This window comes from Cellulomonas algicola, assembly GCF_019024305.1.
Lineage (GTDB): Bacteria > Actinomycetota > Actinomycetes > Actinomycetales > Cellulomonadaceae > Cellulomonas > Cellulomonas algicola.
In genome coordinates, this window is sequence record NZ_JAHKSJ010000017.1 from 166,552 (window position 1) to 191,190 (window position 24,639).

Here is a 24,639-nt window from a genome sequence, read left to right on the forward strand (position 1 = left end):
GCGCAAGGCTACGGGAGGAGGTCCGGCGAGTGGGCGGCCCGGGAGCGGTACCGAGGAGGGTCCGCGGGTGGCCTGTCGGACCCGGTCGCTCCGTTATTGTGGGGCGCGCGCCGGGCCGAGGCGTGCGTCGGGTGAAGGGCAACCAGTGTTCGCGATCATCGTCGGGACGACCGCCGAGCTCATCAAGATGGCTCCCGTCTACCACGAGCTGCAGGACCGGGGGCACGCCGCGGAGATCTGGTACACCGCGCAGCACGTCGAGGAGCTGGAGCCGTCGCTCGCCGACCTCGGGCTGCCGGACATCGCGGAGTGGCTGGTGCCGCGCGAGGGCGCCGCGAACCTCTCCCGGCCCGCGGAGGTACCGGGCTGGGTGCTGCGCGTCGCCACGACGGTGCTGCGTCGGCGGGCCGCGCTGCGACGTCGGCTGTTCTCCGACCGCACCGCGCCGGTCGTGCTGGTGCACGGTGACACGTTTACCGCGGTCGTCGGCTCGCTCGTCGGGAAGGTGCTCGGCGCGCGCGTCGCCCACGTCGAGGCCGGCATGCGCAGCGGCAACATCTTCAACCCGCTGCCGGAGGAGCTGAACCGGCGTGCGGTCGCGCACCTCGCCGACGTGCACTTCGCCCCGACCGCGAACGAGGCGCGCAACCTGCGCCGCCGCAGGGGCGCGGTCGTGACAACCGGCGCGAACACGGTGCTCGACTCGATGCGGATGGCCCTCAGCAAGCCGGCCGAGGCATCGATCCCGCTGCCCGAGCGGTACGGCCTGGTGACGCTGCACCGGTTCGAGCTGGTGCGTCAGGAGGACGTGTACCGACGCTCGCTCGAGGTGCTGCGCGACGCCGCCACGGACGAGGTGCCGATCGTCTGCCTGACTGGTGCGTCCGAGCGTGAGCGCATCGACGCGTACGGTCTGCGCGACCTGTTCGACGGCACCCGGTTCCTGCTCGCGGACAAGCTGAGCTACATCCGGTTCCAGCCCGTGCTCGCGCACGCCGAGTTCGTGGTCACCGACAGCGGCGGCGTCCAGGAGGAGACCAACTTCATGGGCATCCCGTGCGCGGTGCACCGCACGCACACGGAGCGCCATGTCGGCGAGGGCACCCAGATGGTGCTGACCCGGTACGACGTGGACGTGCTGCGCGACTTCCTCGCTCACCACGAGCAGTACCGGTCGGCGTCGCGCCTCGACGAGTACCGACCGAGCGGTGTCGTCGTCGACACCCTCGAGCTGATGGTCGGCGCGCCGGCCGCCGCGGCCGACTGAGACGCAATGCCGCCGATCGACGGGCGGCGACCATGAGGGCCGGCGTCGGTCGGCCCGCAACGGAAGGACATGCAATGGGTGCCACGATTCCCGCGGCGAAGCCGCTGATCGGGGACGACGAGCGCGCCGCGGTCGACCGCGTGATGCGCAGCGGGATGATCGCGCAGGGGCCGGAGGTGGCGGCGTTCGAGCGTGAGTTCGCGGACGCGCTCGTCGACGGTCGCGACTGCGTGGCGGTGAGCTCCGGGACAGCAGGTCTGCACCTCGGTCTCCTCGCCGCCGGCATCGGTCCGGGTGACGAGGTGATCGTGCCGTCGTTCACCTTCGCGGCGACAGCGAACTCGGTGGCCCTCACCGGCGCGACGCCGGTGTTCGCGGACATCGATCCCGTGACCTACTGCCTGGACCCGCAGCACGTCGAGTCGGTCGTCACGAGCCGCACGAAAGGCATCATGCCCGTCCACCTGTACGGGCACCCGGCCGACGTGACGGCGCTCGGCGCGCTGGCGGAGCGGCATGGCGTCCAGCTCTTCGAGGACGCCGCGCAGGCGCACGGCGCGCGCTGGCAGGGGCGCCGTGTCGGCACGTTCGGCTCGTTCGCGATGTTCAGCCTCTACCCGACGAAGAACATGACGTCCGGCGAGGGCGGGATGGTCTCGTGCGCGTCGCCCGAGCTCATTCGCGCCGTCCAGCTGCTGCGCAACCAGGGCATGGAGCGCCGGTACGAGAACGAGGTCGTCGGCTTCAACGCGCGCATGACCGACCTGCACGCGGCCATCGGCCGGGTGCAGCTCGGGAAGGTCGATGCCTGGACCGAGACGCGACGCCGCAACGCACGCTTCCTGTCGGAGCACCTCGAGGGTGTGGGCGTGCCGGTCGTCGTCGACGGTGCGGAGCACGTGTGGCACCAGTACACGATCCGCGTCGAGCAGGACCGTGACGGCTTCGCCGCCGCGCTGCTCTCGGAGCACGGCGTGGGTTCGGGCGTGTACTACCCGGTCCCGAACCACGAGCTCCCGTCGTTCGGCCTGACGATCGACCTGCCCGAGACGCGCCGCGCGTCGCAGCAGGTGCTGTCGCTGCCCGTCCATCCGGCACTGTCGGACGAGGACCTCGAGCGCGTCGTCGCGGGTGTGAACGCGGTCGCGAAGGCGGGTGCCTGACGTGGCGGCGCTGCGCGCGGGCCTCATCGGCCTCGGGATGATGGGGCGCCACCACGCCCGGGTTCTGCGGTCGATCGACGGCGTCGAGCTGGTCGCGGTCGCCGACCCGGGTGGTGACCCGCACGGCGTCGCGCGTGACCTGGCGGTCGGCGACTCGGTGCAGTCGCTGGTCGACGCGCGCGTCGACTACGCGGTCGTGGCGGCGCCGACGGTGTACCACGAGGCGATCGGGCTCACGCTCGCCGACGCCGGCATCCACACGATGATCGAGAAGCCGCTCGCCACCGACGCCGACGCGGCGACGCGGCTCGCCAAGGCGTTCGCCGGGCGTGGTCTCGTGGGGGCCGTCGGGCACATCGAGCGGTACAACCCGGCGCTGCGCAGCCTGCGGGCGCGCATCGAGTCGGGCGACCTCGGCGAGGTCTACCAGATCACGACGCGACGCCAGGGCCCGTTCCCGAGCCGTATCGCGGACGTCGGTGTCGTGATGGACCTGGCGACGCACGACATCGACCTCACGGCGTGGGTCGCGCGGTCGCGCTACTCGACGGTCGCGGCGCACGTCGCCCACAAGAGCGGCCGCAGCCACGAGGACCTGGTGGCGTTCGTCGGCCTGCTCGAGAACGGGCTGGTCACGAACCACCTCGTCAACTGGCTGTCGCCTTTCAAGGAGCGGACCACGACGGTCTCGGGAGAGCGCGGCACCTTCGTGGCCGACACCGTCACCGCCGACCTGACGTTCCACGCGAACGGCACTGTCGAGACGACGTGGGACTCCCTGGTCGGCTTCCGCGGTGTGACGGAAGGCGGCTCGCAGCGGTTCGCCCTCGAGAAGCGCGAGCCTCTCCTCGTCGAGCACGAGGCGTTCCGCGACGCCGTGCTGGGCGTCGGGAACGACATCATCGCGATGGACGAGGGCCGTGACACCGTGCGCGTCGCCCAGACCGTGCTCGCATCCGCGGCGTCGGGCCGTACCCAGGAGTGCTGACCCGTTGAGGCGGGACCTCGCGCGACACGTGTGAGGTCCCGCCTGCGCGGACGCGCCCACCGTGGCACGGGCGTGACGCGACCGCACGGGTGGACGTTTCGCGACGGCCGGACGGGTCAGCCGGGAACACCCTCGTGGTCCGGGACTGCCGGCTCGACGTCTGCGCCGTCGCGTCGACGCGGACGCAGGCGGTCCGCCATGCGTTGCGCGGGTGCAGTCGTCGTGACGAACCAGACCAGGCCGCCGAGCGCGACCGCCGTGAGCAGGCCCAGCCCCGCGGCGAGCTCCGAGAAGTAGTACAGCAGGGGCATCACGAGCACGGGCGGCGCGAGCCCGATCGCGAGCGTCGGTGCGGCGATCAGCAGCACCGCGACGAGGCGAGCCCGGTGGGGACCCCGGCGCCACAGGGCGATGCCGATGCCCACGGCAGCGAACGCGATCATCGCCGCGAAGTGCCACACGACGAACGCGCCCTTCTCGAGGTAGAGCCGGACCGCCGTCGTGGGGTGCTTGCGGACGATCTCCTCGTACTCGCCGCGCATGATCTCGTCGAACTCGACGCTGCCGATGAGCACCTCCGGGTCGACGGCCCGTGCGACCTGCCAGCCGTACTCGTCGGACCAGGGGATGCCGAACGGGGACGGCTCACCGTTGACCGGCGTGGGGTACGAGAGCCCGAGGTACATGGAGTGCCAGAGCGCGTGCGCGGTCGGCAGCTCGTTCACGGGCATGCCCGTGAGCTCGGCACGGTCGGCGTCGATCGACCGCATCGCCCCGATCGGCACGAGCGCAGCGATCGCGACCGCCACCGCCGCCGCGGCAGCGGCCCGCCACCAGCGCGCACGGCCCGAGCTGTGCAGCCACCACAGGATGCCGATGCCGAGGGCGGTCCCCATCCCGGACATCGACCGCGCGAGGTTGCTCACGCCGCTGAGCAGCGCGAGCACGACGCTCACCCCGACCAGCACGCTCGTGCGCATCCGCACCGTGCTGAGCGTGAGCAGCAGCGTGAGCGACAGGAAGACGAGCGACGCACCGATGCCGTACAACGCGTAGACCGGCGTGGGCGACCCGGCGTCCGAGAGTCCGTACTCCGTGCCCACCAGCGGCGTGCCCCGGTTGAGCAGGTACACCACCCCGGGCAGCGCGATGAGCGCGAGGCCCGCGCGCGGGCGGCCCAGCACGCGCGCCACGCCCAGCGGCAGGATCAGCAGCGGCAGTGCGACGAGGCCCGCGACCGCGAGGCGCAGGCCGGGGTAGGGGGACTCCGAGCCGGTCACGTGCGACATGAGCGCGGCGACGAGGTACGCGCCGGGGTCCTCGTCCCACGTGGCGGGGCTGTACTCGCCCGCGCCGGGGATCTGCGTGTACCAGGACCCGGTCCCAGTCTCCTTCGCGAGCAGGACGCCGGTCTCCTGGTACGTCCGGTAGCTCTCCCGCAGCTCGAGGTCGCGGGCGCCGTGCCAGCCGTAGTCCGGGCCGGTCACGACCCACAGGAACGTGCCGACCGACAGCAGCAGGCCGACGCCGAGGAGCAGCAGGGTCTGTCCGCGCGACCACGGCCCGGACGTCGGTCTCGCGGGCGAGGGCGTCGCGTCGGGCTCGGCCTCGGCGGCGTGCGCTCGCTCGGGTCCGGTGGGTTCTCCCGCAGCCAAGGACGCCTCCAGACGGGCTTCGTGGCGCCACGGGTTCCTCGCACGCGGTGCGGCGCGTGCGTGCGCCGGCGTCTCCCGCGTCGCGACGCGGCGACGGACCAGGGTACCCCAGCGGGGTGCGCCGAACCCGTTCCCTTGCGGCCGCGGAGCGCCGGGGAGCGGCGACCCGGCTGGTACCTTGGTCGCCGTCTCACGGCCGCCGGGGCCGTGGCCGACAGGAGCGCAGGGTGAGTGGAAGGACCGATCTCGTGACCGATCCGGCTCGTGCGGACGGTGCACCGGCCGCGGCCCCTCATCGGTTCGGCTTCGTGCTGGCGGGGGGCACGGGGACGCGGCTCCGGCCCTACACCTCGGTGCTGCCCAAGCCGCTGATCCCCCTCGGGACCGAGTCCATCCTCGAGCGGGTGCTGCGCGGGTTCGCCGCGGCCGGCCTCGAGGACGTCGTCATCAGCGTGGGCTACCTCGGGCATCTCGTCGAGGCCGTCATCGGGGACGGTGCGTCGCGCGGGATGCGGGTCGAGTACACGCGGGAGGAGTCCCCGCTCGGCACCGCAGGCGCGCTCGCCCTCATCCCGTTCGACGTCGCCGACGACGACGTGGTCCTCGTGGTGAACGGCGACACGCTGACGTCGCTCGACATGGGAGACCTGCTCGACTGGTTCGAGAGCTCGGGTGCGGACGCCGCGATGGTCTGCGTGGAGCGGGCGGTCACGATCGACTACGGGGTCGTCGTGGCCGCCGACGACGGCACGCTGGTCGACATCCACGAGAAGCCGACGACGCGCAACCTGCTGAGCACCGGCATCAACCTGCTGCGGGGCCGCGCGCTGCGTCGCCTCCCGGCCGGCCGCGTGGACATGCCCGACTTCCTGCTCGGCCTGGTCGCCGACGGCCGGACCGTGCTGTGCCGGCGCACCGACGACCTGTGGATGGACCTGGGCCGTGTCGAGGACCTCGAGGCCGCGCACGACATGATCGAGCGCGGGGTCCTGTGACGACCGTCCTCGTCGGCGCGAGCGGTCACCTCGGCACGGTGGTCGCCGACCTACTCGGCGACGTCGTCGCGGTGCCGGCGCGCGACGTGCTCGAACGTGGCCCCGACGCGATGCGCGGCGTCGTGCGCCCCGGTGCCGTGGTCGTCAACGCGGCGGGCGCGCGACGCGGCGAGCCCGAGGCCCTGCGGCGGCTGAACGTCGAGCTCGTCGCGGCGTTGGTGACGGTCGTCGACGAGACGTCCGGCCACCTCGTCCAGCTGGGATCGGCCGCCGAGTACGGCACCGCGCAGCCGGGCGGCCTGTGCGCGGAGGACGCCGAGCCGGCCCCCGAGTCCCCCTACGGCGTGACGAAGGCCGAGGGCACGCAGTGCGCGCTCGCGTCCGGGCGGGCGACCGTCCTGCGAGTGTTCAACGTCGCGTCCGAGCCGCCGCAGGACGGCACGCCCCTCGCGGACGTCGTCGCCCGGGTCGCCCGTGCGCGCGCGGGGTCGCCGGTCGAGCTGATCTCCGCCGCGACGGTGCGCGACTGGGTCCGGCCGTCGTTCGTGGCGCGCAGCGTCGAGCGCGCGGTCCGCCTGCGCCCCGTGGGCGTCTTCAACGTGGCCTCGGGCGAGGGCGTGGCGATGGGCGACGCCGTCGCCGGCGCGCTCGACCTCCTGGGTGTGCCCGCGGGTGTCCACGACCTCGCGGCGGCCCCGGCGAGCACGGTCGTCGGTACCGCCGACCTCTGGCGCTCCACGTCCGGCCTCGCGGAGGCCGTCACCACATCCGACCTCGCTGCGCTCGTCGCGCGGCACGCGCGGGCGACCGCCGACCTCCCCGAGGAGTACTGAGTGTCAGCACCGGCCCGTGACCTGGACGCGCACGCCCGTGCCGTCACGTCGCGCGACGTCTCCGCGTTCGCCCAGGCGTGGGACGCGCGGTCGGCGCACGTCGACGACGCGGTGCGGGGCGCCCGCATCCTCGTCACCGGCGGCGCCGGGTTCATCGGCGGCCAGACGCTGCGGCTCCTGCTCGCGCGGCGCCCGGCGCTGGTCGTCGTCGCGGACACCTGGGAGAACGGTCTCGCGGAGCTCGTGCGCGACCTGCGCTCCGAGGGGGCGATCCTGCCGGGCACGCGCTTCGAGCCGCGACTGGTCGACGTCACGACGCCGCTGATCGAGCGCGTGGTCGTCGACGACGGTCCGTTCGACATGGTCCTCGCGTTCGCGGCCGCGAAGCACGTGCGCACCGAGCGCGACGCCGTCTCGGCGCTGCACATGCTCAACGTCAACGTCAACGGGACGCTGCGGACCCTGCGCGCCGTGGCGGACGCGAACGCCGACGCACGCCTCTTCATGGTCTCGACGGACAAGGCCGCCGACCCCTCGAGCCTCATGGGCGCGAGCAAGCGTGTGATGGAGGAGGCGGTCCGGGTCGAGCTGCCGCACGCCACCACGACGCGGTTCGCGAACGTCGCGTTCTCGAGCGGCTCCCTCCTCGAGAGCTGGCTCATCCGGCTGGCCCGCGGCCAGGTGCTGCCCGTCCCGGCGGAGACACGCCGGTTCTTCGTCCGTCCCATCGAGGCGGGTGAGATCTGCCTGCTCGCGGCGACGGCTGAGCCGGGATCGGTGGTCGTGCCCACCGAGGGCGTCGTGGAGTCGACGCTGCTCGAGGACGCGCTCGACCGGATGCTGGCCGCGATGCAGCTACCGTCGCGCCGTGTGACCGACGACGACGCGGTGGGGTCGAGCGACGACGAGGTCGTCCGGGTGCTCGTCACGGCGCGCGACACGGCGGGCGAGAAGGCGGCCGAGGTGTTCGCGGGCGCCGACGAGCGCACGACGCCCTGGCTGCCCGGCGTGGACCTCGTCCGGACGTCGCCCGCCCGTCCCGCGGCGCTCGACGTGGCTGCCTGGGTCGCCGCCGCACGCGACAGCGCGCACGGTCCGACGGTCGCGGAGATCGCCGCGCGCGTCGCCGAGGCGGTGCCGGAGTTCGGGCACGTCACCAGCGCCCGCCGACTCGACGATCGGATCTGACGACGATGACGGACCAGCACAAGCGCACCCTCGACGTGGTCGTGCCGCTGTACAACGAGGCGGAGGGGATCGACCAGTTCCACGCGGTGCTCGTCGACGTCCTCGAGTCGGTCGGCGACCGGTACGAGTGGTCGGTCGTCTATGTCGTCGACCCGAGCTCGGACGGGACGTCGGAGCACGTGCGGCAGTTCGTCGCGCGTGACGAGCGCGTGCGCGCCGTGCTCCTGCTGCGTCGCGCGGGCCACCAGATGTCGCTCGTCGCGGGCATGGAGCAGACGACGGCCGACGCGGTCATCACGATGGACGGCGACCTGCAGCACCCGCCGGAGCTCATCCCGCGGATGCTCGAGCTGTTCGAGTCCGGCGTCGACGTCGTGCAGACGGTCCGCGCCAAGACGCACCAGCAGGGCGTGCTGGGCCGGACGGCGTCCCGCGGCTTCTACCGCGTGATGCGCCGGCTGTCCGAGGTGTCGATCGTCGAGGGCGGTGCCGACTTCCGACTGATGTCGGCGCGCGTCGTGCGGATCCTCACGCGGGAGATCCCCGAGAGCGACCGGTTCCTGCGGGGGCTCATCCCGTGGTTGGGCGTCCCGACCGAGACGCTCGAGTTCACTGCGCCCGCTCGGGCCGCAGGGCGGAGCAAGTACTCCTTCGGGCGGAGCCTGTCGCTGGCTGCGTCGGGGCTCGTGTCGTTCAGCAAGGCGCCGCTGCACGTGGGCATCGTGCTCGGTGCCGTCGTGAGCCTGCTGGGGCTCGTCGCGGGGCTCGTCGCCCTGGTGATGAAGCTGTCGGGCGCAGGCATCCCCGAGGGGTGGGCGACCCTGGTGGTGCTGGTCGCGATCCTGTCCGGCGTCCAGCTCATGACCCTGGGGCTGATCGGGCTGTACGTCGGTGTGATCTTCGACGAGGCGAAGAAGCGACCGCAGATCCTGGTCGACGAGCTCGTCGTGGGCCGGACGCAGGGACCGGCGGGCGTCCGCTCGCAGGACCTGCCGGTGATCACCCGACCGGCACCCGGCGAGCGACGGCCTGCGGACCGCCCGACCGCCTGAGCTCGCGGCGCGTCAGTGCGTCGTGCGTGTCGGGGACGGCGACGCGCGCCGGAACACGATGCGGTTCAGCAGCAGGAAGTTCCACGTCGCGACGAGGGCCATGCAGATCGCCTTCGCGACCCACGGGACCAGACCGGCGGAGACCAGCACGCTGATGATCGCGGACGTCGCCGCGACGTTGACGAGCGCGAGTGCCACGTAGGCGCCGAGCTGCGCCGTCACGGGCGTGGTGTGCTCGCCCGCGAACGTCCACAACCGGTACCCGGCGAACGACGTCAGCAGCCCCAGGACGAAGCTCAGGACGTTTGCCGCGACGACCGGCAGACCGGCGCGCGCCAGGAGCTCGAACGTCCCGAGCTCCAGCAACGCCGCGCCGCCGCCGACCACGATGAACCGCAGGAGCGTCGCGTGCGTCGCGACCAGCCGGCGCACGCGCGCTCCCGGGGCGGTCATTGGGCGAGCAGGCCGAGCAGGTACGACCCGTAGCCCGACTTCACGAGCTTCTCGGCGCGCTCGCGCAGGTCGTCGTCGGAGAGGAACCCGCGACGCCACGCGACCTCCTCGGGCGCGCCGACCTTGAGGCCCTGCCGGTGCTCGATGGTCCGGACGTAGTCGGACGCCTCGAGGAGCGAGTCGAACGTGCCGGTGTCGAGCCAGGCGGTGCCGCGCGGCAGCACCTCGACCTGGAGGCGGCCCTGCCGCAGGTACTCGCGGTTGACGTCGGTGATCTCGTACTCGCCGCGCGCGGACGGCTTCAGGTCGCGTGCGATCGCGACGACGTCGTTGTCGTAGAAGTAGAGGCCCGGTACCGCGTACGACGACTTGGGCTGCGCGGGCTTCTCCTCGAGCGAGAGCGCACGGTTGTCCGCGTCGAACTCGACGACGCCGTAGGCCGTGGGGTCCGCGACGCGGTACGCGAACACCGCGCCGCCGTCGATGTCCTCGAAGCGCTGCAGCCGCGACCCGAGCCCGGGCCCGTAGAAGATGTTGTCGCCCAGCACGAGCGCGGCGCTGTCGTCGCCGACGAAGTCCGCACCCAGGACGAACGCCTGCGCGAGCCCGTTCGGCTCCGCCTGCACGGTGTAGCTGATCGAGATGCCGAACTGCGAGCCGTCGCCCAGCAGCCGGTGGAACTGCTCGGCGTCGTGCGGGGTCGTGATGACGAGGACATCCCGGATGCCGGCGAGGATCAGCGTCGACAGCGGGTAGTAGATCATCGGCTTGTCGTACACCGGCACCAGCTGCTTGCTGACGCCCAGGGTGATCGGGTGCAGCCGGGTGCCGGAGCCGCCGGCCAGGATGATTCCGCGCATGGGGACACAGTCTGGCGCATCACCAGCGGCAACTCCTACTCGCCGGTCACGGGCGTCTCAGGTGCCCGCCTCCCCGGTCGGGGGTCGGTCGAGGCGCGTGACGACGAGGCCGGTGCCGGACAGCACGCGGACGGCGTCCTCGACACGCTCGGCGGGGACCCACGCGTGGTTCCACGCGAGCTCGTGGAAGCGGATGCGGTCGCCGACCACGGCCTCCCACGGGCTGAGGCGCACGTCGACGTAGCCGGCCGCCGCGCGCTCGGTCTCGAGCTCGCCGAACCGCGCGCCTCCCAGGACCTCGAGCACGACCCACGGCCTGCACTCCCGCAGCACCCTGCGCGCGCCGCGCAGGGTCCGCTCCTCGGCGCCCTCGACGTCGACCTTAACCACGCCGACCCGCGGCCGGCCGGCCGACGCCCACCAGCCGTCGAGGGTGACGGCGCGGACCTGGACCCGACGCAGCTCGCCGCCCTTGAACCCGGGGTCGGTCGAGGAACTCGTCTCGACCAGGCCCACGTCCGGCGGGACGTACAGGTCGAGCTGTCCCTCGACGTCGGAGACCGCGGCCTCGACGACGTGCACCCGCCTCCCGGTGGAGTTGAGCGTGAGGTTCTCGCGCAGCATCGCGGCCACGGGCGCGTACGGCTCGAACGCGTGGACGGTCGTGCCGGGCACGCTGGCCGCGACCAACGAGTAGACGCCGGTGTTCGCGCCGACGTCGACCACGGCGCCCCGGCGTTCGCGGACCGCTGCCAGCAGGACGTCCGGCAGCGGCCGCTCGTAGCCCCACCAGCCGCCCTGGCGGAACGCCTCGACCCACTGGTCGGTGCCGTTCCGGCGCAGGGCCTTGATGCGGCGGGCGCGCCACGCGGTCGCCGCGGCGGGCACGGTGACGGCGACGATCTCCCCGGCGGACCGGCGGCGGTCGGCCCGGTCCGCGAGGGTGTGGGCCCCGAGTCGCTCGAGCGCGCCGGCGACCCTGGGGTGCGCCGCGGCGGCCCCGAGCCGACGTCGCGCGGTGCGCAGCGTCCCGGTCATCCCACGGACGGTCACCGGGTCGCCGCCGTCAGGACAGGGTGGACCGCAGGGTGTCGAGCAGGTCGGCGTCCACGCGTTCCGGCCCGACGAGGCGTGCACGGGCGTCGGCGTCGTCGCGCAGCCGGGCGGCGACCGAGGTCGACGCGAGGACGAGGGACGCGTCGGCGGCGAGCGCCGCGACCGCGTCGAGGGCCACCGTCGCGTCGCGGGCCTCGCACAGCACGCGGCGCGCGTCGGGGGCGGGGGCGCGGGACGTCGCGAGCGCGACCAGCTCGGCGTGGGTCGCCTGCCCGTCCCGTGCCGCCCAGGCCGTGGCCGACGGGTCGACCGCGGGGACCCAGCCGAGCGCGTCGCCGTAGGTGCTCACCGCGGACGCCGCGTCCAGGGCCCCGCGCGGGAGGTCGTCGACGCGGCGGGCGAGGGCCGGGAGCGCGACCGCCACGACGGGCGCGGCACCGCCGGCGTGGTCGGCAGGACGGTCGGTGACGACGAGGTCGCTCCCGGTGCCGGCCACGGCGACGGTCGCACCGCAGCGCCAGGCCGCGAGGGCCCACACGACGGTCCGCCAGTGGCCGGGGAGGTCGAGCAGGACGCGCGTCCCGGGGCCCGCGTCGAACTCCTCGACGAGGAGGTTCGTGGTCTTGTTGACCCAGTTCTCGAGGACGGCTCCCGAGAGCTCGACGCGCTCGCCGCCGTCGCCGTACCACGTGAGCCGGGGACGGCCCGGATTCCGGGCGACGAGGGCGAGAAGTTCGGCGATGGTGGCTCCTGGCACGGCCTCAGCGTAGGCGCGACACGCCGTCTTCACCCGTGTGCCACAAGTTCACCCCGACATATCCGGGCAACTACCACGGCTCGGCTTGACGCCCTCGAACGACACGCGTGTAATTCCTGAGAAGAGATTCATGCGCGAGCACCACCACGCGGCGTCCTCCGGGAGCCGCTCTGCCGAGCCTTGAACGAACCGCACGAAAGACCCGCACGGAGGCACGCCATGTGGAACCTGCTCGACGACGACGACGAGACCTTCCCGAGCGACGCCCGGAAGCCGGCGGAACCCGCGTCGAACGTGCTGTCGCTCTTCGGAGCGCCCGAGGACGACGGGCCGATGGGGTGGCAGGAGCGTGCACTCTGCGCGCAGACCGACCCCGAGGCGTTCTTCCCGGAGAAGGGCGGCTCGACCCGTGAGGCGAAGCGCGTCTGCACCGGGTGCGACGTCCGGTCGGAGTGCCTCGAGTACGCGCTCGCCAACGACGAGCGGTTCGGCATCTGGGGCGGCCTGTCCGAGCGTGAGCGCCGCAAGCTGAAGCGCCGGGTCGTCTGACGCGTGTCGGTCGAGGGGTTCGCGGACCCCGGACGGCAGGATGGCCCGAGCATGACCGAGACCCTCCCGCCCGTGGACGCACCCACGACCACCGCACCCCTCCCGGTGACGACGCCGGTGACGGCGGTCGTCGTGACCCGGGGCCGGACGCGTTACCTGGACGACGCGCTCGCGGCCCTCGCCGCGTCGACCCGTCGTCCGGCGCGGGTGCTGCTGGTCGACGTCGCCCCGGACCTCGAGGTCGGGGGCGCACTGGACGACGCCTTCGCGCGGCAGACCGGCTCGCCGCGGCCCCCGCTGCGCACCGTGCACGTCCCGGGCGCGCGGACCTTCGGGCACGCGGTGCGCGCGGCCCTCGCGGACCCGCAGGTCCGCGCCGACGGGCCGGCATCGACCTGGCTGTGGCTCCTGCACGACGACAGCGCCCCGGCCCCCGACGCGCTCGCCGAGCTCGTGCGCGCCGTCGGGCACGCGCGCTCGGTCGCGGTCGCGGGCGTCAAGCAGCGCACGTGGACCGACCCCGAGCGGCTGCTGGAGGTCGGCCTCCGCACCTCGCCGGCCGGGCGGCGGCTCACCGACGTCGCCCCGGGCGAGCTCGACCAGGGTCAGCTCGACGCGCGCGAGGACGTGCTGGGCGTGGGCCTGGTCGGCGCGCTCGTGCGGCGCGACGTGTGGGACGAGCTCGACGGCCCGGACCCCGCGCTCGGCCCGTTCGGCGACGGCGAGGACCTGTCGCGTCGCGCGCGCCTCGCGGGGCACCGCGTCGTCGTCGTGCCCGCGGCCGTCGTCCGGCACGCGCAGGCGACGTACCTCGGCCTCCGTGCCGAGGACGGTGAGCCCGTCGACCGCGACGGTGACGGCCTCGACGACGCGGGCGACCCGCACCGCTCGTACGCCGCGCGCCGCCGCGCCGCGGTGCACCGCCATCTCGCGGCCGTGCCGCTGCCCTGGCTGCCGTGCGCGGCCCTTCTGTTCCTCGCCGCGGGCCTGCTCCGCTCGCTCGTGCGGCTGGGCGCCAAGCAGCCCGGCCTGGCGGTCGACGAGCTGCGCGCCCCGGTCGCGGCGCTGCTGCGTCCCGACGCGGTCGCCCGGGCGCGCGCCCGGGCCCGGCGGACGCGTCGGCTCCCGCGGCGCACGCTGCGCCCGCTGCAGGCGCGCTGGCGGGACGTGTGGGCGCTCGACCGCGACCGCCGCCTCGCGCGTGCGGAGGCCCGCAGGGTCGTGCGTGCGCCGAGCGAGCTCGAGCTGCGCGAGCTCGCGGCCCTCGCGTCGCGTCGTCGCGTGACGCTCGTGGTGCTGGTCGTCGCGCTCGCACTGGTCACCGCCGTCGCGCTCGGGCCGCTCGTGAGCGCGGCCGCGGGCGGCGCCTCGGTCGTCGGCGGCGCGCTGCTGGCCGCCGGGGCCGACCTCGGGGACCTGTGGCGGTCCGCGACGTCGGGGTGGGTCGCGGGCGGGCTCGGCGCACCCGGTCCCGCGGACCCGCTGCTCACGCTCCTGCTCGTGCCCAGCACGGTCGCGGCGGGGCACACCGCCCCCGCGGTCGCCGCGCTGCTGCTCGGCGGCGTGCTCCTGTCGGGCCTGGGTGCCTGGGCGGCCGCGGGTGCCGCGACGCGTTCGGTCGGTGCCCGCGCCTGGGCGGCGGTGGTCTGGGCGGCCGCCCCGATGCTCCTGCTCGCCGTCGGCGACGGCCGGCTCGGGCCGGTGCTCGCGCACGCCGCGCTCCCGTGGGTCGCGCTCGGGCTCGTGCGCGCGATCGGCGTGCAGCGCGTCGACCAGGTCCTCTCGGGACTCGCGACCGCGCGCCGCGCCGACGACGAGGACGACCCCGACCCGGCGGACGTCGACACGCCCGTGCGGGGCGTCCCGGCGGTGCCGACCGTGCCGACCGTGCCGACGCAGCGCGTCGCACCGACGACGGGCGCGCCGGTCGACGCCCGCGCGGACGGTGGCTCCGACGCGCCCGGCCTGGTCGGCGCGCCCGACCCCACCGGGTCCCTGACCGCGGCGGCCGCCGCGGCGCTCGCCTTCGCCGTGGTCGTCGCGGCGTCGCCCTCGCTGCTGGTCCCGGGCACGCTCGCGGTGCTCCTCGTCGCGCTCGCCGCCCCGCGTCGCCGCGCGCGCCTGCTCCTGGTCCCCGTGCCCGCGCTGGTCGTCGCCGGCCCGCTCCTGGTCGCGGCTCTCGCGCGCGGGCTCGCGGGCTGGCGCCTCGTGCTCGCCGACCCCGGCCTCCCGCTCGCGTCGACGGCGGCCGACCCGGTCGCCCGGCTGCTCGGCGTGCCCGCCGACGCGAGCGCGCTCGTGCCCGATGCGCTCGGGGGCACGGTCGCGGACGTGTGGCCGTACCTGCCCGGAGGCGTCCTCGTGCTGCTCGCCGCGCTCGCGCTGGTGCGCGGCCGACCCGTCGCGCGCGGCGTGCGCGTCGCGTGGCTCGTCGCGGCGCTCGGCCTCGCGGGTGCGACCGTGGGCGCCGCGCTGGCCGTGGGCGTCGACGGCTCGACCGCCGTGCACGGCTGGGCCGGTCCGGGACTGTCGCTCGCGTGGGCGGGGCTGCTCGCCGCGGCGCTGCTCGGTGCCGACCGGCTGCGCGACCGCCTCGCCGCCGCGTCCTTCGGCTGGCGGCAGCCGCTCGCCGCGCTCCTGACGGCCGTCGCGGTGCTCGCGCCGCTCGCGGTGCTCGGCGGGTGGACGTGGCAGGCGCGCGAGGGCGACGCCGTCGCGCTGCGCGCGCAGGAGCGTGCGGTCGTGCCGGCCGTCGGCCAGCAGGCCCAGACGTCGCCGCTCGCGTCGCGCGTCCTCGCGGTCGAGGTCCGCGGCACCGGTGACGACGAGCCGCTCGCCACGTGGCAGCTCATGCGTGCCGACGGTCCGCAGCTGGACGACGTCGCCGCCGCCACGTCGACGCGCGCGCTCACCGGCGACCTCGACGCGCCCCGGGTGCGCGGCGCGGACCCCGCCACGCAGGAGGTCGACGCGCTCGTCGCGCGGCTCGTCACGGCGTCCGGGGGCGACGTGGCCGGCGAGCTGGCCGCCCTCGCCGTCGCGGACGTCCTGGTGCCGGCCCTGCCCGCCGCGGTGCGGTCCGACCGTGCCGAGCGCGCGCTGCGCGACGACCTCGTCTCCCGCCTGGACTCGACGCCGGGCCTCGAGCGCGTGACGCAGACCCCCGCCGGGACTCTCTGGCGCGTGCGCGCGACCGCCGACGCGGGGCAGGTCGCGCCGGTCGTGGTGCCGTCGTGGGCCCGGCTCGTCCCGGAAGGATCCGACGTGCGGGACGTCTCCGTCGACGCGCTCGCCGTGGCGTCCCACGACCGCGCGGTCGACGCGGCCGTCTCCGCCGGTGCCGCAGACCGGGTCCTCGTCCTCGCCGAGCGTGCGGACCCGCGGTGGCGCGCGTGGCTCGACGGCACGCCGCTGCGCGCGGTCGACACCGGCTGGCGCCAGGGCTTCGCGGTCCCCGCGGACGGCGGGCGTCTGGTCGTCCGGTACGACGCGCCCGACCGTGCGCCGTGGCTCGCGGCGCAGGGCGCCGTGCTGGTCGTCACGCTGCTGCTGGCGCTGCCCGTGCGACGTCGGCGGGTGACCGCATGACCGCCGCGACCGAGCCCGCCGCCGTGGACCGGGGTGCCGTCTGGCGCGGGCGGCTGGTGCGTGCGGGCTCCGGCCTCGCGGTCGCGGGCGTCGTCGCTGCGGCGGTCGTCGCGGGTGGCGTCGTCCCGGGCACCGCCGTCGACGGCCTCGGCCCGACGTCCGTCCCGGTGCCGCCCGCCGCGACGACCCTCGTGTGCGCCGGTCCGCTGCTGCTGCCCGACGACGTGGGCCGCGGCGACTCCGCGTTCGACCCGACCCCGGTCGACCCGGTGTCGAGCGTCTCGGTCGCGTCGTCGACCCCGGGCGCGGGCACCGTCACGACGCTGGACGGTACGCAGACGCTCGCACGGCTCGACGCCGGCGACGAGGCGGTGACCGTCGGGCAGGTCCCCGCGCCGCTCGTCGTGCGGGCCGAGCCCGGCGACACCGCCCCGGCGCGCGTCGGTGCCGTGAGCAGCGGTCTCGTCACCGCGGGCGACCTGCGCGGCCTGTCGGCGGCGTCGTGCCAGCACCCGACCGCCGACGCGTGGCTCGTGGGCGGCGCGACCGACCTCACGAGCACCGCGCAGCTCGTCCTCACGAACGCCGGGAGCACGCCCGCGGAGGTGGGCGTCGAGGTGTGGGGGCCGTCGGGTGCCGTCGACCTCACGGGTGAGCGCTACCTCGTGGCCCCCGGCGCGCAGCGCGTCGTCGCCGTGGGCGGGATCGCCGCCGAGCAGCGCCGCCTGGTCGTGCACGTCGCGACGACGGGCGGCCGCGTCGCCGTGCACCTGCAGGACTCCGCGCTCGACGGCTTCACGCCCGCCGGGACCGACCTCGTCGTGCCCGGCGAGGCACCCGCACGGCGTCAGGTCGTGCCCGGGGTGGCGGTCGTCGCGAGCGAGGTCGGCGACGAGGACGCGGGTGCGGTGCGACTGCTCGTGCCGGGCGGCACGACCGCCACGGCGTCGGTGTCGGTGCTCGGTCCGGACGGCCCGACCGCGCTGCCCGGCGCGGAGTCCGTCGAGCTGCGCCCCGGCGAGGTGACCGACGTCCCCCTCGGCGGCCTCGCCGCCGGCACCTACACGCTCCTGGTCGACGCGGACCAGCCGGTCGTCGTGGCCGCGGTCGTGACCCGGCCGGGCTCGCCCGGTGAGCTCGACGACGTGCCCAGCCGCGAGCGCGCGTGGGCGGCGTCCTCGTCGCCCACGGACGGTGGCGTCGCGGTGCTGCCCGCCGGGACCGCGGGCACGTTCACGCTCGCGGGTCTGCCCGCGCGCGGGAGCGCGGCGGACTCGGTCGACGGCGGGGGCGAGACGACCGCGACCGTGCGGCTCCTCGGTGGCGACGGCCGGGTCGTGGGGGAGCGGCGCGTCTCGGTGCCGGTCGGCGCGACGGGGGCGTGGTCGCTCGAGGCGCTCGTGCAGGGCGACGGGCTCGTCACGCCGAGCACCGCGCTCACGGCACCGGAGGGCCAGCCGGTCGTGCGGGCGGTCGACGTGGTCGTGGACGACGGGGACGACGTCGCGTGGGCGCTGGTCGCCGAGGTGTCGCGCCCCGACGGGGTCCTCGTCTCGGTGCTGCGTCCCGTCCCGGCGCTCGTGCGGGCGCCGGACGTCGCGGTGCAGCAGGACCCGCGGCTCGGCACGCGCTGACGCGCGCGGCGGCTCGGCACGCGCTGACGGACGCCTCGATCAAGTCGGACCTGCGCACGGCGCGCGCGGCGGCGCGTGGGGCGCTCGAGCGCGTGCAGGCTCGGCGGGCGCCGGCCCGCGGCGCCCGGGATCAGCGGGCGGCCGCCCGGAGCTCGGACCGCTCCCGCAGCCGCAGGCCGGTCCTCACCGCGACGCGCACCGGCCACTGCCAGGCGTGCGGGTACCGGCGCGACACGTAGCGCGCCGCGCTCGTGTGGTGCGCCGAGATCATCCGGGCCGGCCGCTCGCGCCAGGACGTGCCGCCGACGTGCGTGACGCGCGCGCCGGGCACGTAGAGGTTGGTCCACCCGGCGCGACCGAGCCGCTCGCCCAGGTCGACGTCCTCGAAGAACATGAAGTAGCCGTCGTCGAAGCCGCCGACGGCCTCGAACGCCGAGCGGCGCAGCAGCAGGCACGCGCCCGAGAGCCAGCCCGCGGCCCGCTGCCCGCCCGCGTCCTCGTGCTGCGCGCGGTAGGCGCGGGTCCACGGGTTGGCCGGCCAGACCCGGACCAGCAGCGCGTGACCGGCGCCCTGCGTCAGCGACGGCAGGGCGCGCGCGGACGGGTAGACGGTGCCGTCGACGTTGAGCAGCGCGGGACCGAGCGCACCGGCGTCGGGGTGGTCCTCGCCGGCCGCGACCAGCACGTCGAGCGAGCCCGGCTCCCACTCGAGGTCCGAGTTGGCGACGACGAGCCAGGGCGCCTGCGCGTCCCGGGCGCCGAGGTTCGCGCCGCCGCCGTAGCCGAGGTTCGCCCCGGACTCGACGACCCGGGCGCCGTGCCGGGCCGCGACCGCACGGGACACCGTGGGGTCGTCGCCGTTGTCGACGACGACCAGCTCGTAGGGGGCGGACGTCGCGCCGGCGAGCGTGCGCGCGAAGCGCTCGAGCTCCTCGCCGGGGTGGTAGACGACGCAGACGACTCGGACGGTGGGGGCGGGGCTGCTCATCGTGCGCCCAGGTTAGTGGGCGTCACCGTAGCCGGGGTCCACGTCCTCGGGGGCTCGTCCCAGCAGGTGCGCGACCTGCTCGACCACCACGTCGCGCACGAGGTCGGCGAGGTCGCCCGCGTCGGTCGCGCGCGACTCGACGGGACGGCGGTAGACGACGATACGCGCGGGCAGGCCGGAGTCGGCGGGGAAGTACCGGCCGAGCGGCACACCGCCGTGCTCCCACGGCGCCGGGTTGGACGGCGGCACGTCCTCGACCGCGAACTCGGTGCCGTCGAGCTGCCGCGTCCAGCGCCGCTCGAGCCGCTCGACGGCGTCGAGCACGAGGTCGTCGAAGCGCTCGGCCCGCGTGCGGTAGGCGGGCATGGTCGACGGCATCAGCGGCCCGCGCGGACCGCGTCCGCGGCGGTCGCGACGACGCACGCCCTGGACCGGGCCGTCGCCGAGGCCGGGGGTCGACCCGCGGCGCCCGAGAGGGCCGGAGCGGTGCCCGGAGGCGTGCGGGTGGCCGGAGGACGTCACGCGGGAAACCTTAGTCCGCGCGTGCACGCGAGGCCGGAGCGCGCGCGTCGCGTCGCGCCGTCCGGCGTGGGGGACGCCACGTGTCGCCGCCGGGGGGTACGGTCACCCCGTGAGATCCGTCCGGCAGTGCTCGCGCACGGCGTGCGGCCGTGCCGCCGTGGCCACGCTGACCTACGTGTACGCCGACTCGACGGCCGTCCTGGGCCCGCTGGCGCACCACGCCGAGCCGCACTCGTACGACCTGTGCGTCGAGCACGCCGAGCGCCTGACCGCCCCCCGCGGGTGGGAGGTCGTGCGCCTGACGCCCGACTTCACCCCGGCGGCCCCGAGCCGCGACGACCTGCTGGCGCTCGCCGACGCGGTGCGCGAAGCGGGTCGCGGACGGCACACCGCACCCGCCGCCGCGGCGGCGACGGTGCCCGAGCCCGTGACGGACGCGCTCGCGGACGCGCCGCGCCGCGGGCACCTGCGGGTCCTGCGCGGAGAGGGCTGAGCGGTGCCGCGACGCAGGGGGGAGCAGTCGGGGGCGCGCGGGTCGCTGCCGCCCGAGCCGCTCGGCTCGATGAGCCAGCCGACCGGCCCGCTCGCACCCGGCACGGAGGCGTGCCAGCAGTGCGGGTCGCCTGACCTCACCCGGATCCGCATGACGCTGTCGAGCGGGCGGCCGGCCGTGTTCGTGTCGTGCCCCGCGTGCGAGCGGACGGGGTGGTTCGCGCTCGACGGCGACGGTACGCCGCTGCCGCGCGACGAGGTCATGGGCCGCGACGGCGCCTGACCACGCGCGTCCCGGCAGGTGGCGGGCGTCGGGTCGGACCCCCGCGCTCGGTACGATGCCCGACGTGACGACTCCTTCGCCCGACCGTGTCGACCTGTCCGCCCTCATCAAGGCCTACGACGTCCGGGGGATCGTCCCCGAGCAGCTCGACGCCGGCGTGGCGCGGGCGATCGGTGCGGCGTTCGCCGACGTCGTCGTCCTCCCCGAGGCGACCGGCAAGCCCCGCGTCGTGGTGGGCAACGACATGCGGCCGTCAGGGCCGGAGCTGGTCGGCGCGTTCGCCGAGGGCCTGACCGCGCGCGGCGTCGACGTCGAGCTCATCGGGCTCGCCTCGACCGACGGGCTGTACTTCGCGTCCGGCTCGCTCGACGTCCCGGGCGCGATGTTCACGGCCAGCCACAACCCCGCGGAGTACAACGGCATCAAGCTGTGCCGTGCGGGCGCGCGTCCGGTGGGCCAGGACTCGGGCCTCTCGACGATCCGCGAGCTCGCCGGCGACTACCTCGCGTCGGGCGTCCCGCAGGTCGTCGACGACGCGCGCGGCAGCGTCACCGAGCGGGAGACGCTCGCGGAGTACGCGGGCTTCCTGCGCACGCTCGTCGACCTCTCGGGCATCCGTCCGCTGAAGGTCGTCGTCGACGCCGGCAACGGCATGGGCGGCTACACCGCGCCGGCGGTGCTCGGCACCGGTGCCGGCCTGCCGGAGCTGCCGCTCGACGTCGTGCCGCTGTACTTCGAGCTCGACGGCACGTTCCCCAACCACGAGGCCAACCCCCTGGAGCCCGAGAACCTGCGCGACCTGCAGCGTGCGGTCGTCGAGCACGGCGCCGACATCGGCCTCGCGTTCGACGGCGACGCGGACCGCTGCTTCGTCGTCGACGAGCGCGGCGAGCCGGTCAGCCCGTCCGCCGTGACCGCGCTGGTCGGCCTGCGCGAGGTCGCGCGCGAGCGCGCCGCAGGGCGGACGCCGACGGTCATCCACAACCTCATCACCTCGATGGTCGTGCCGGACCTCATCACCGCGGCGGGCGCGAAGACGGTCCGCACGCGCGTCGGGCACTCGTTCATCAAGGCGGAGATGGCGCAGCACGAGGCCGTCTTCGGCGGCGAGCACAGCGCGCACTACTACTTCCGCGAGTTCTTCTTCGCCGACACCGGCATGCTCGCGGCCCTGCACGTGCTCGCGGCCCTCGGCGGCCAGCCGCACCCGCTGTCGGCGCTCGCGGACCAGTACCAGCCGTACGTCGCGAGCGGCGAGATCAACTCGCGCGTCGAGGACGTCGCCGCGGCGCGCGCCCGCGTCGTCGAGGCGTACGTGACGCAGCAGGGCGCGGGCCCGGTCGAGGTCGACGAGCTCGACGGCCTCACCGTGTCGCACTGGGACGGCCATCCGCAGTGGTGGTTCAACCTGCGGGCGTCGAACACCGAGCCGCTGCTGCGGCTCAACGTCGAGGCCGCCGACGAGGACATCATGGAGAAGGTGCGCGACGACGTCCTCGCGCTCGTGCGCCAGGGAGAGGACGCCTGATGAGCACCGACGCCACCCACCCGCTCGAACCGTGGGCGCGCGACCTGCTGCGCTGCCCCGTGTCGGGCGCGACGCTCGTGGACGCGACCGGACCCGACGGCGAGCCGCTGCTCGTCTCGACGCACCCGACGGAGCCGCTCGCGTACCCGGTGCGCGACGGCATCCCGGTGCTGCTCGCCGACGAGGCGCGCCCGGCGCCCGCGCGCTGACGCGCGGCCCGTCCGCACGCGGCGCGCCGTCGTCGCGGGCCGGGACGGACCGGACGTCGTGGGGCAGGATGGGCACGGGCGACGCAGCCCGGCTCGGCCCGTCTCATCCTGCGAGGTGCGCATGGCGAGGTTCAGCGAGGTCCCCGGTCGGTACCAGGTGCGCGACCTCGCGCTCGCGGAGGCCGGCCGCCACCAGGTCCGGCTCGCCGAGCACGAGATGCCCGGCCTCATGGCGCTGCGCGCCGAGCTGGGGCCGTCGCAGCCGCTCGCGGGCGCGCGGATCAGCGGCTCGCTGCACATGACCGTGCAGACCGCGGTGCTCATCGAGACGCTCGTCGCGCTCGGCGCCCAGGTGCGGTGGGCGTCGTGCAACATCTTCTCGACGCAGGACGAGGCCGCCGCCGCGGTCGTCGTGGGCCCGGACGGGACCGTCGACGCGCCTGCCGGTCCCGCGGTGTTCGCGTGGAAGGGCGAGACGCTCGAGGAGTACTGGGCGTGCACGCAGCACGCGCTGCTGTGGCCCGACGGGCGCGGCCCGGACCTCATCCTCGACGACGGCGGCGACGCGACGCTGCTCGTGCACGAGGGCGCGCGGTACGAGGCGTCGGGCACCGTGCCCGACGTGCCTGCGCCCGGCGACCCCGAGCACTCGCTCGAGCTGGTCGTCGTGCGCGAGCTGCTGCGCCGGTCGCTGGCCGAGGACCCGCAGCGCTGGACCCGCGTGGCCGACAGGATCGTGGGCGTCTCCGAGGAGACGACGACGGGTGTGCACCGGCTCTACCAGCGTGCCGAGGCGGGCGACCTGCGGTTCCCGGCGATCAACGTCAACGACTCCGTCACGAAGTCGAAGTTCGACAACCGGTACGGCATCCGGCACTCGCTGCCCGACGGGCTCAACCGTGCGACGGACGTGCTCATCGGCGGCAAGGTCGCGTTCGTCGTCGGCTACGGCGACGTCGGCAAGGGGGCCGCCGAGGCGCTGCGCGGGCAGGGTGCGCGCGTGATCGTCTCGGAGGTCGACCCGATCTGCGCGCTCCAGGCCGCGATGGACGGCTACCAGGTCGCCCGGCTCGACGACGTCGTCGGCGAGGTGGACTTCGTCATCACCGCGACCGGCAACCGGTCGGTCGTCACCGTCGAGCACCTCGCGGCGCTCAAGGACAAGGCCGTCGTCGGCAACATCGGTCACTTCGACGACGAGATCGACATGGCCGGGCTCGCGGCGTACCCCGGGGTGCGGCGGACCGAGCTCAAGCCGCAGGTGCACGAGTGGACGTTCCCCGCCGACGACCAGACGGGCCGCGGCGAGCGGTCGGTCATCGTCCTGTCCGAGGGACGGCTGCTCAACCTCGGCAACGCGACCGGCCACCCGTCGTTCGTCATGAGCACGTCGTTCGCGAACCAGGTGATCGCGCAGGTCGAGCTCTGGACGCGGCAGGGCGTGTACGACCGGCAGGTGCACCGGCTCCCGAAGGTCCTCGACGAGAAGGTCGCGCGGCTGCACCTCGACGCGCTCGGCGTGCGGCTCACACGGCTCACGAAGGACCAGGCGGCGTACCTGGGCGTCGAGGTCGACGGCCCGTACAAGGCCGCGCACTACCGGTACTGACCACAGGACGACGCCGTCGACGAGGCAGGACGACCGCGTCGCGCGGAACGGTGGCGTCACAGGCAGGACGACCTCGATGCGGGCGGTCGCCGCGAGCCGTCAGTCGACGGGGTCGGGCACGCCGTGCGGCAGGCGGTGGAGCACGCGCGCGTCGTCGGCGTCGCGCGCGTCGTCCCGGAGCCGCGCCACGAGCTCGCGCTCGCGCCGCTCGGCGAGGACCGCCGCGAGGAACGCCTCGGGGTGCGTCCCCGGCGGGGGCCCGGGGTGCACGTAGCGAGCGACCTCGGTCGACAGCCGGGTGCCGAGCTCGACCCGCGACGCGGGGTGCAGGCCGTTCGCGCGTGCGAGGAACTGCCGCACGGCCAGCGCGAGCCCGTCGGGGAGCCGCGCGACGTCGGCGCCCTGCGCCCAGCCGGCGAGCCACGGCGGCATCTGGACCGGGGCCCGGCGCGCGCCGCCGCGCACGCGGACGGCGTACGTGCCCGCCAGGACGTCGCCCAGCCGCTTGCTGCGGGGGTGCACGAGCGAGCACAGGAACGCGACCGAGCCGAACGTCATCCAGAGCTCGATGACGCCGACGAGCGCACGGATCAGCGCCTGCCGGAACACGAGCGGCCCGCCGTCGTCGCGCACGATCCGGATGCCCAGCGCGAGCTTGCCGAGCGACCGACCGCGACTGAGCGTCTCCATCGTCGTCGGGTAGACGACCATGACCGTGACGAGCGCCAGGATCATCGTGATCCGCGCGACCTCCTCGGACATCGCGGCCGGGGCCGTCGTCGTCAGCACGATCACGATCACGATGAGCGCGGCCGCGAGCACCGCGAGGTCGACGAGCGCCGCCACGAGGCGCGTCAGGGCCGACGCCGCCCGGGTGTCGAGCAGCACGCCCTCGCCGATGAGGATCTCGTCCTCGACCATCGATGTCCCTCCTCCGCCGAGGGAACACTAACCGGAGACGGGCCCCGGA

23 protein-coding genes are annotated in these 24,639 nt (G+C 75.1%); 15 read left to right on the top strand and 8 right to left on the bottom strand.

The genetic code is table 11. The features are described 5' to 3' along the window. Positions 1-145: 145 nt before the first annotated feature. The 3 genes from KOV94_RS14110 to KOV94_RS14120 all read left to right on the top strand — a co-directional run bounded on the left by KOV94_RS14110 (position 146) and on the right by KOV94_RS14120 (position 3,418). Positions 146-1,267, top strand: a complete 1,122-nt coding sequence (locus KOV94_RS14110; protein WP_124343342.1) for a UDP-N-acetylglucosamine 2-epimerase — start codon at positions 146-148, stop codon at positions 1,265-1,267. A 74-nt stretch (positions 1,268-1,341) separates the two neighbouring features. Beyond that, a complete protein-coding gene (locus tag KOV94_RS14115; RefSeq protein ID WP_124343343.1) occupies positions 1,342-2,430 on the top strand; it encodes a DegT/DnrJ/EryC1/StrS family aminotransferase in 1,089 nt (362 codons plus the stop codon). A gap of 1 nt (position 2,431) precedes the next feature. Beyond that, positions 2,432-3,418, top strand: coding sequence for a Gfo/Idh/MocA family protein (locus KOV94_RS14120; protein WP_124343354.1), 987 nt, complete (start codon positions 2,432-2,434; stop codon positions 3,416-3,418). Positions 3,419-3,534: 116 nt separating this feature from the next. Here the strand turns inward: KOV94_RS14120 and KOV94_RS14125 are convergent, their stop codons facing one another. Continuing rightward, the gene (locus KOV94_RS14125; protein ID WP_218052390.1) at positions 3,535-5,073 is read right to left on the bottom strand and encodes a hypothetical protein; all 1,539 of its coding nucleotides are present in this window, start codon (positions 5,071-5,073) and stop codon (positions 3,535-3,537) included. Positions 5,074-5,321: 248 nt separating this feature from the next. On the opposite strand from KOV94_RS14125, the gene KOV94_RS14130 reads away from it, so the two are divergent. The 4 genes from KOV94_RS14130 to KOV94_RS14145 are packed head-to-tail and all read left to right on the top strand — an operon-like array spanning position 5,322 to position 9,141. Continuing rightward, on the top strand, positions 5,322-6,068 hold the full coding sequence (locus tag KOV94_RS14130; protein WP_160142900.1) for a sugar phosphate nucleotidyltransferase: 747 nt from the start codon (positions 5,322-5,324) through the stop codon (positions 6,066-6,068). Continuing rightward, entirely contained in the window at positions 6,065-6,901 is an 837-nt protein-coding gene (locus KOV94_RS14135) for an NAD-dependent epimerase/dehydratase family protein (protein ID WP_124343346.1), read from the top strand. The genes KOV94_RS14130 and KOV94_RS14135 overlap by 4 nt, the downstream gene beginning before the upstream one ends. Beyond that, a complete protein-coding gene (locus KOV94_RS14140; protein ID WP_124343347.1) occupies positions 6,902-8,089 on the top strand; it encodes a polysaccharide biosynthesis protein in 1,188 nt (395 codons plus the stop codon). It begins immediately after the preceding gene. 5 nt (positions 8,090-8,094) lie between these two features. Further along, positions 8,095-9,141: a glycosyltransferase family 2 protein gene (locus tag KOV94_RS14145; RefSeq protein WP_124343348.1), complete on the top strand. Its 1,047-nt coding sequence runs from the start codon at positions 8,095-8,097 to the stop codon at positions 9,139-9,141. 12 nt (positions 9,142-9,153) lie between these two features. On the opposite strand, the gene KOV94_RS14150 is transcribed toward KOV94_RS14145, so the two are convergent. From KOV94_RS14150 to KOV94_RS14165, 4 genes are read right to left on the bottom strand one after another with little or no spacing between them, the layout of a single operon-like run. Next, entirely contained in the window at positions 9,154-9,594 is a 441-nt protein-coding gene (locus KOV94_RS14150; protein WP_124343349.1) for a GtrA family protein, read from the bottom strand. Further along, on the bottom strand, positions 9,591-10,454 hold the full coding sequence (gene rfbA / locus KOV94_RS14155; protein ID WP_124343350.1) for a glucose-1-phosphate thymidylyltransferase RfbA: 864 nt from the start codon (positions 10,452-10,454) through the stop codon (positions 9,591-9,593). The genes KOV94_RS14150 and rfbA overlap by 4 nt, the downstream gene beginning before the upstream one ends. 57 nt (positions 10,455-10,511) lie before the next feature. Further along, a complete protein-coding gene (locus KOV94_RS14160) occupies positions 10,512-11,492 on the bottom strand; it encodes an FkbM family methyltransferase (RefSeq protein ID WP_218052391.1) in 981 nt (326 codons plus the stop codon). 28 nt (positions 11,493-11,520) lie between these two features. Then, positions 11,521-12,267, bottom strand: coding sequence for a TIGR03089 family protein (locus KOV94_RS14165; RefSeq protein WP_308160558.1), 747 nt, complete (start codon positions 12,265-12,267; stop codon positions 11,521-11,523). Positions 12,268-12,486: 219 nt separating this feature from the next. Here KOV94_RS14165 and KOV94_RS14170 point away from each other — a divergent pair, with 219 nt between their 5' ends. The 3 genes from KOV94_RS14170 to KOV94_RS14180 are packed head-to-tail and all read left to right on the top strand — an operon-like array spanning position 12,487 to position 18,038. Then, positions 12,487-12,816: a WhiB family transcriptional regulator gene (locus KOV94_RS14170; protein WP_124343353.1), complete on the top strand. Its 330-nt coding sequence runs from the start codon at positions 12,487-12,489 to the stop codon at positions 12,814-12,816. Between the two features lie 51 nt (positions 12,817-12,867). Further along, on the top strand, positions 12,868-16,404 hold the full coding sequence (locus KOV94_RS14175; protein ID WP_218052393.1) for a glycosyltransferase: 3,537 nt from the start codon (positions 12,868-12,870) through the stop codon (positions 16,402-16,404). Then, positions 16,401-18,038 carry a DUF5719 family protein gene (locus KOV94_RS14180; protein WP_218052394.1) on the top strand — a complete coding sequence of 546 codons (1,638 nt, stop codon included), beginning with the start codon at positions 16,401-16,403 and terminating at the stop codon, positions 18,036-18,038. The genes KOV94_RS14175 and KOV94_RS14180 overlap by 4 nt, the downstream gene beginning before the upstream one ends. Positions 18,039-18,168: 130 nt before the next feature. Here KOV94_RS14180 and KOV94_RS14185 read toward each other — a convergent pair whose 3' ends face one another. Then, positions 18,169-19,026, bottom strand: coding sequence for a glycosyltransferase family 2 protein (locus KOV94_RS14185; RefSeq protein WP_124343641.1), 858 nt, complete (start codon positions 19,024-19,026; stop codon positions 18,169-18,171). Between the two features lie 12 nt (positions 19,027-19,038). Continuing rightward, positions 19,039-19,548 (bottom strand): metallopeptidase family protein, encoded by a 510-nt coding sequence (locus KOV94_RS14190; RefSeq protein WP_371852374.1) that lies wholly within the window; start codon positions 19,546-19,548, stop codon positions 19,039-19,041. A 109-nt stretch (positions 19,549-19,657) separates the two neighbouring features. Between KOV94_RS14190 and KOV94_RS14195 the strand changes: the two genes are divergently transcribed. The 5 genes from KOV94_RS14195 (at position 19,658) to ahcY (ending at position 23,669) form a co-directional block, all read left to right on the top strand. Then, positions 19,658-20,041, top strand: a complete 384-nt coding sequence (locus KOV94_RS14195; RefSeq protein WP_218052395.1) for a DUF3499 domain-containing protein — start codon at positions 19,658-19,660, stop codon at positions 20,039-20,041. 3 nt (positions 20,042-20,044) lie between these two features. Then, complete coding sequence (locus KOV94_RS14200; protein ID WP_124343639.1) at positions 20,045-20,323, top strand: hypothetical protein; 279 nt, start codon at positions 20,045-20,047, stop codon at positions 20,321-20,323. 55 nt (positions 20,324-20,378) lie between these two features. Beyond that, the gene (locus KOV94_RS14205) at positions 20,379-21,851 is read left to right on the top strand and encodes a phosphomannomutase/phosphoglucomutase (protein WP_218052396.1); all 1,473 of its coding nucleotides are present in this window, start codon (positions 20,379-20,381) and stop codon (positions 21,849-21,851) included. Beyond that, positions 21,851-22,060 carry a Trm112 family protein gene (locus KOV94_RS14210; RefSeq protein ID WP_168677061.1) on the top strand — a complete coding sequence of 70 codons (210 nt, stop codon included), beginning with the start codon at positions 21,851-21,853 and terminating at the stop codon, positions 22,058-22,060. The genes KOV94_RS14205 and KOV94_RS14210 overlap by 1 nt, the downstream gene beginning before the upstream one ends. Before the next feature lie 121 nt (positions 22,061-22,181). Next, positions 22,182-23,669 carry an adenosylhomocysteinase gene (ahcY, locus tag KOV94_RS14215; RefSeq protein WP_218052397.1) on the top strand — a complete coding sequence of 496 codons (1,488 nt, stop codon included), beginning with the start codon at positions 22,182-22,184 and terminating at the stop codon, positions 23,667-23,669. 99 nt (positions 23,670-23,768) lie between these two features. Here ahcY and KOV94_RS14220 read toward each other — a convergent pair whose 3' ends face one another. Further along, entirely contained in the window at positions 23,769-24,590 is an 822-nt protein-coding gene (locus KOV94_RS14220) for an RDD family protein (protein ID WP_218052398.1), read from the bottom strand. Positions 24,591-24,639 lie beyond the last annotated feature (49 nt).

What these genes read in the sequence shown, in the direction of transcription:
- KOV94_RS14115 (WP_124343343.1), top strand. Translation starts at nt 1,342, where the DNA reads ATGGGTGCCACGATTCCCGCGGCGAAGCCGCTGATCGGGGACGACGAG.
- KOV94_RS14145 (WP_124343348.1), top strand. Translation starts at nt 8,095, where the DNA reads ATGACGGACCAGCACAAGCGCACCCTCGACGTGGTCGTGCCGCTGTAC.
- KOV94_RS14150 (WP_124343349.1), bottom strand. Translation starts at nt 9,594, where the DNA reads ATGACCGCCCCGGGAGCGCGCGTGCGCCGGCTGGTCGCGACGCACGCG.
- rfbA (WP_124343350.1), bottom strand. Translation starts at nt 10,454, where the DNA reads ATGCGCGGAATCATCCTGGCCGGCGGCTCCGGCACCCGGCTGCACCCG.
- KOV94_RS14160 (WP_218052391.1), bottom strand. Translation starts at nt 11,492, where the DNA reads ATGACCGGGACGCTGCGCACCGCGCGACGTCGGCTCGGGGCCGCCGCG.
- KOV94_RS14170 (WP_124343353.1), top strand. Translation starts at nt 12,487, where the DNA reads ATGTGGAACCTGCTCGACGACGACGACGAGACCTTCCCGAGCGACGCC.
- KOV94_RS14175 (WP_218052393.1), top strand. Translation starts at nt 12,868, where the DNA reads ATGACCGAGACCCTCCCGCCCGTGGACGCACCCACGACCACCGCACCC.
- KOV94_RS14180 (WP_218052394.1), top strand. Translation starts at nt 16,401, where the DNA reads ATGACCGCCGCGACCGAGCCCGCCGCCGTGGACCGGGGTGCCGTCTGG.
- KOV94_RS14185 (WP_124343641.1), bottom strand. Translation starts at nt 19,026, where the DNA reads ATGAGCAGCCCCGCCCCCACCGTCCGAGTCGTCTGCGTCGTCTACCAC.
- KOV94_RS14205 (WP_218052396.1), top strand. Translation starts at nt 20,379, where the DNA reads ATGCCCGACGTGACGACTCCTTCGCCCGACCGTGTCGACCTGTCCGCC.
- KOV94_RS14210 (WP_168677061.1), top strand. Translation starts at nt 21,851, where the DNA reads ATGAGCACCGACGCCACCCACCCGCTCGAACCGTGGGCGCGCGACCTG.
- ahcY (WP_218052397.1), top strand. Translation starts at nt 22,182, where the DNA reads ATGGCGAGGTTCAGCGAGGTCCCCGGTCGGTACCAGGTGCGCGACCTC.
- KOV94_RS14220 (WP_218052398.1), bottom strand. Translation starts at nt 24,590, where the DNA reads ATGGTCGAGGACGAGATCCTCATCGGCGAGGGCGTGCTGCTCGACACC.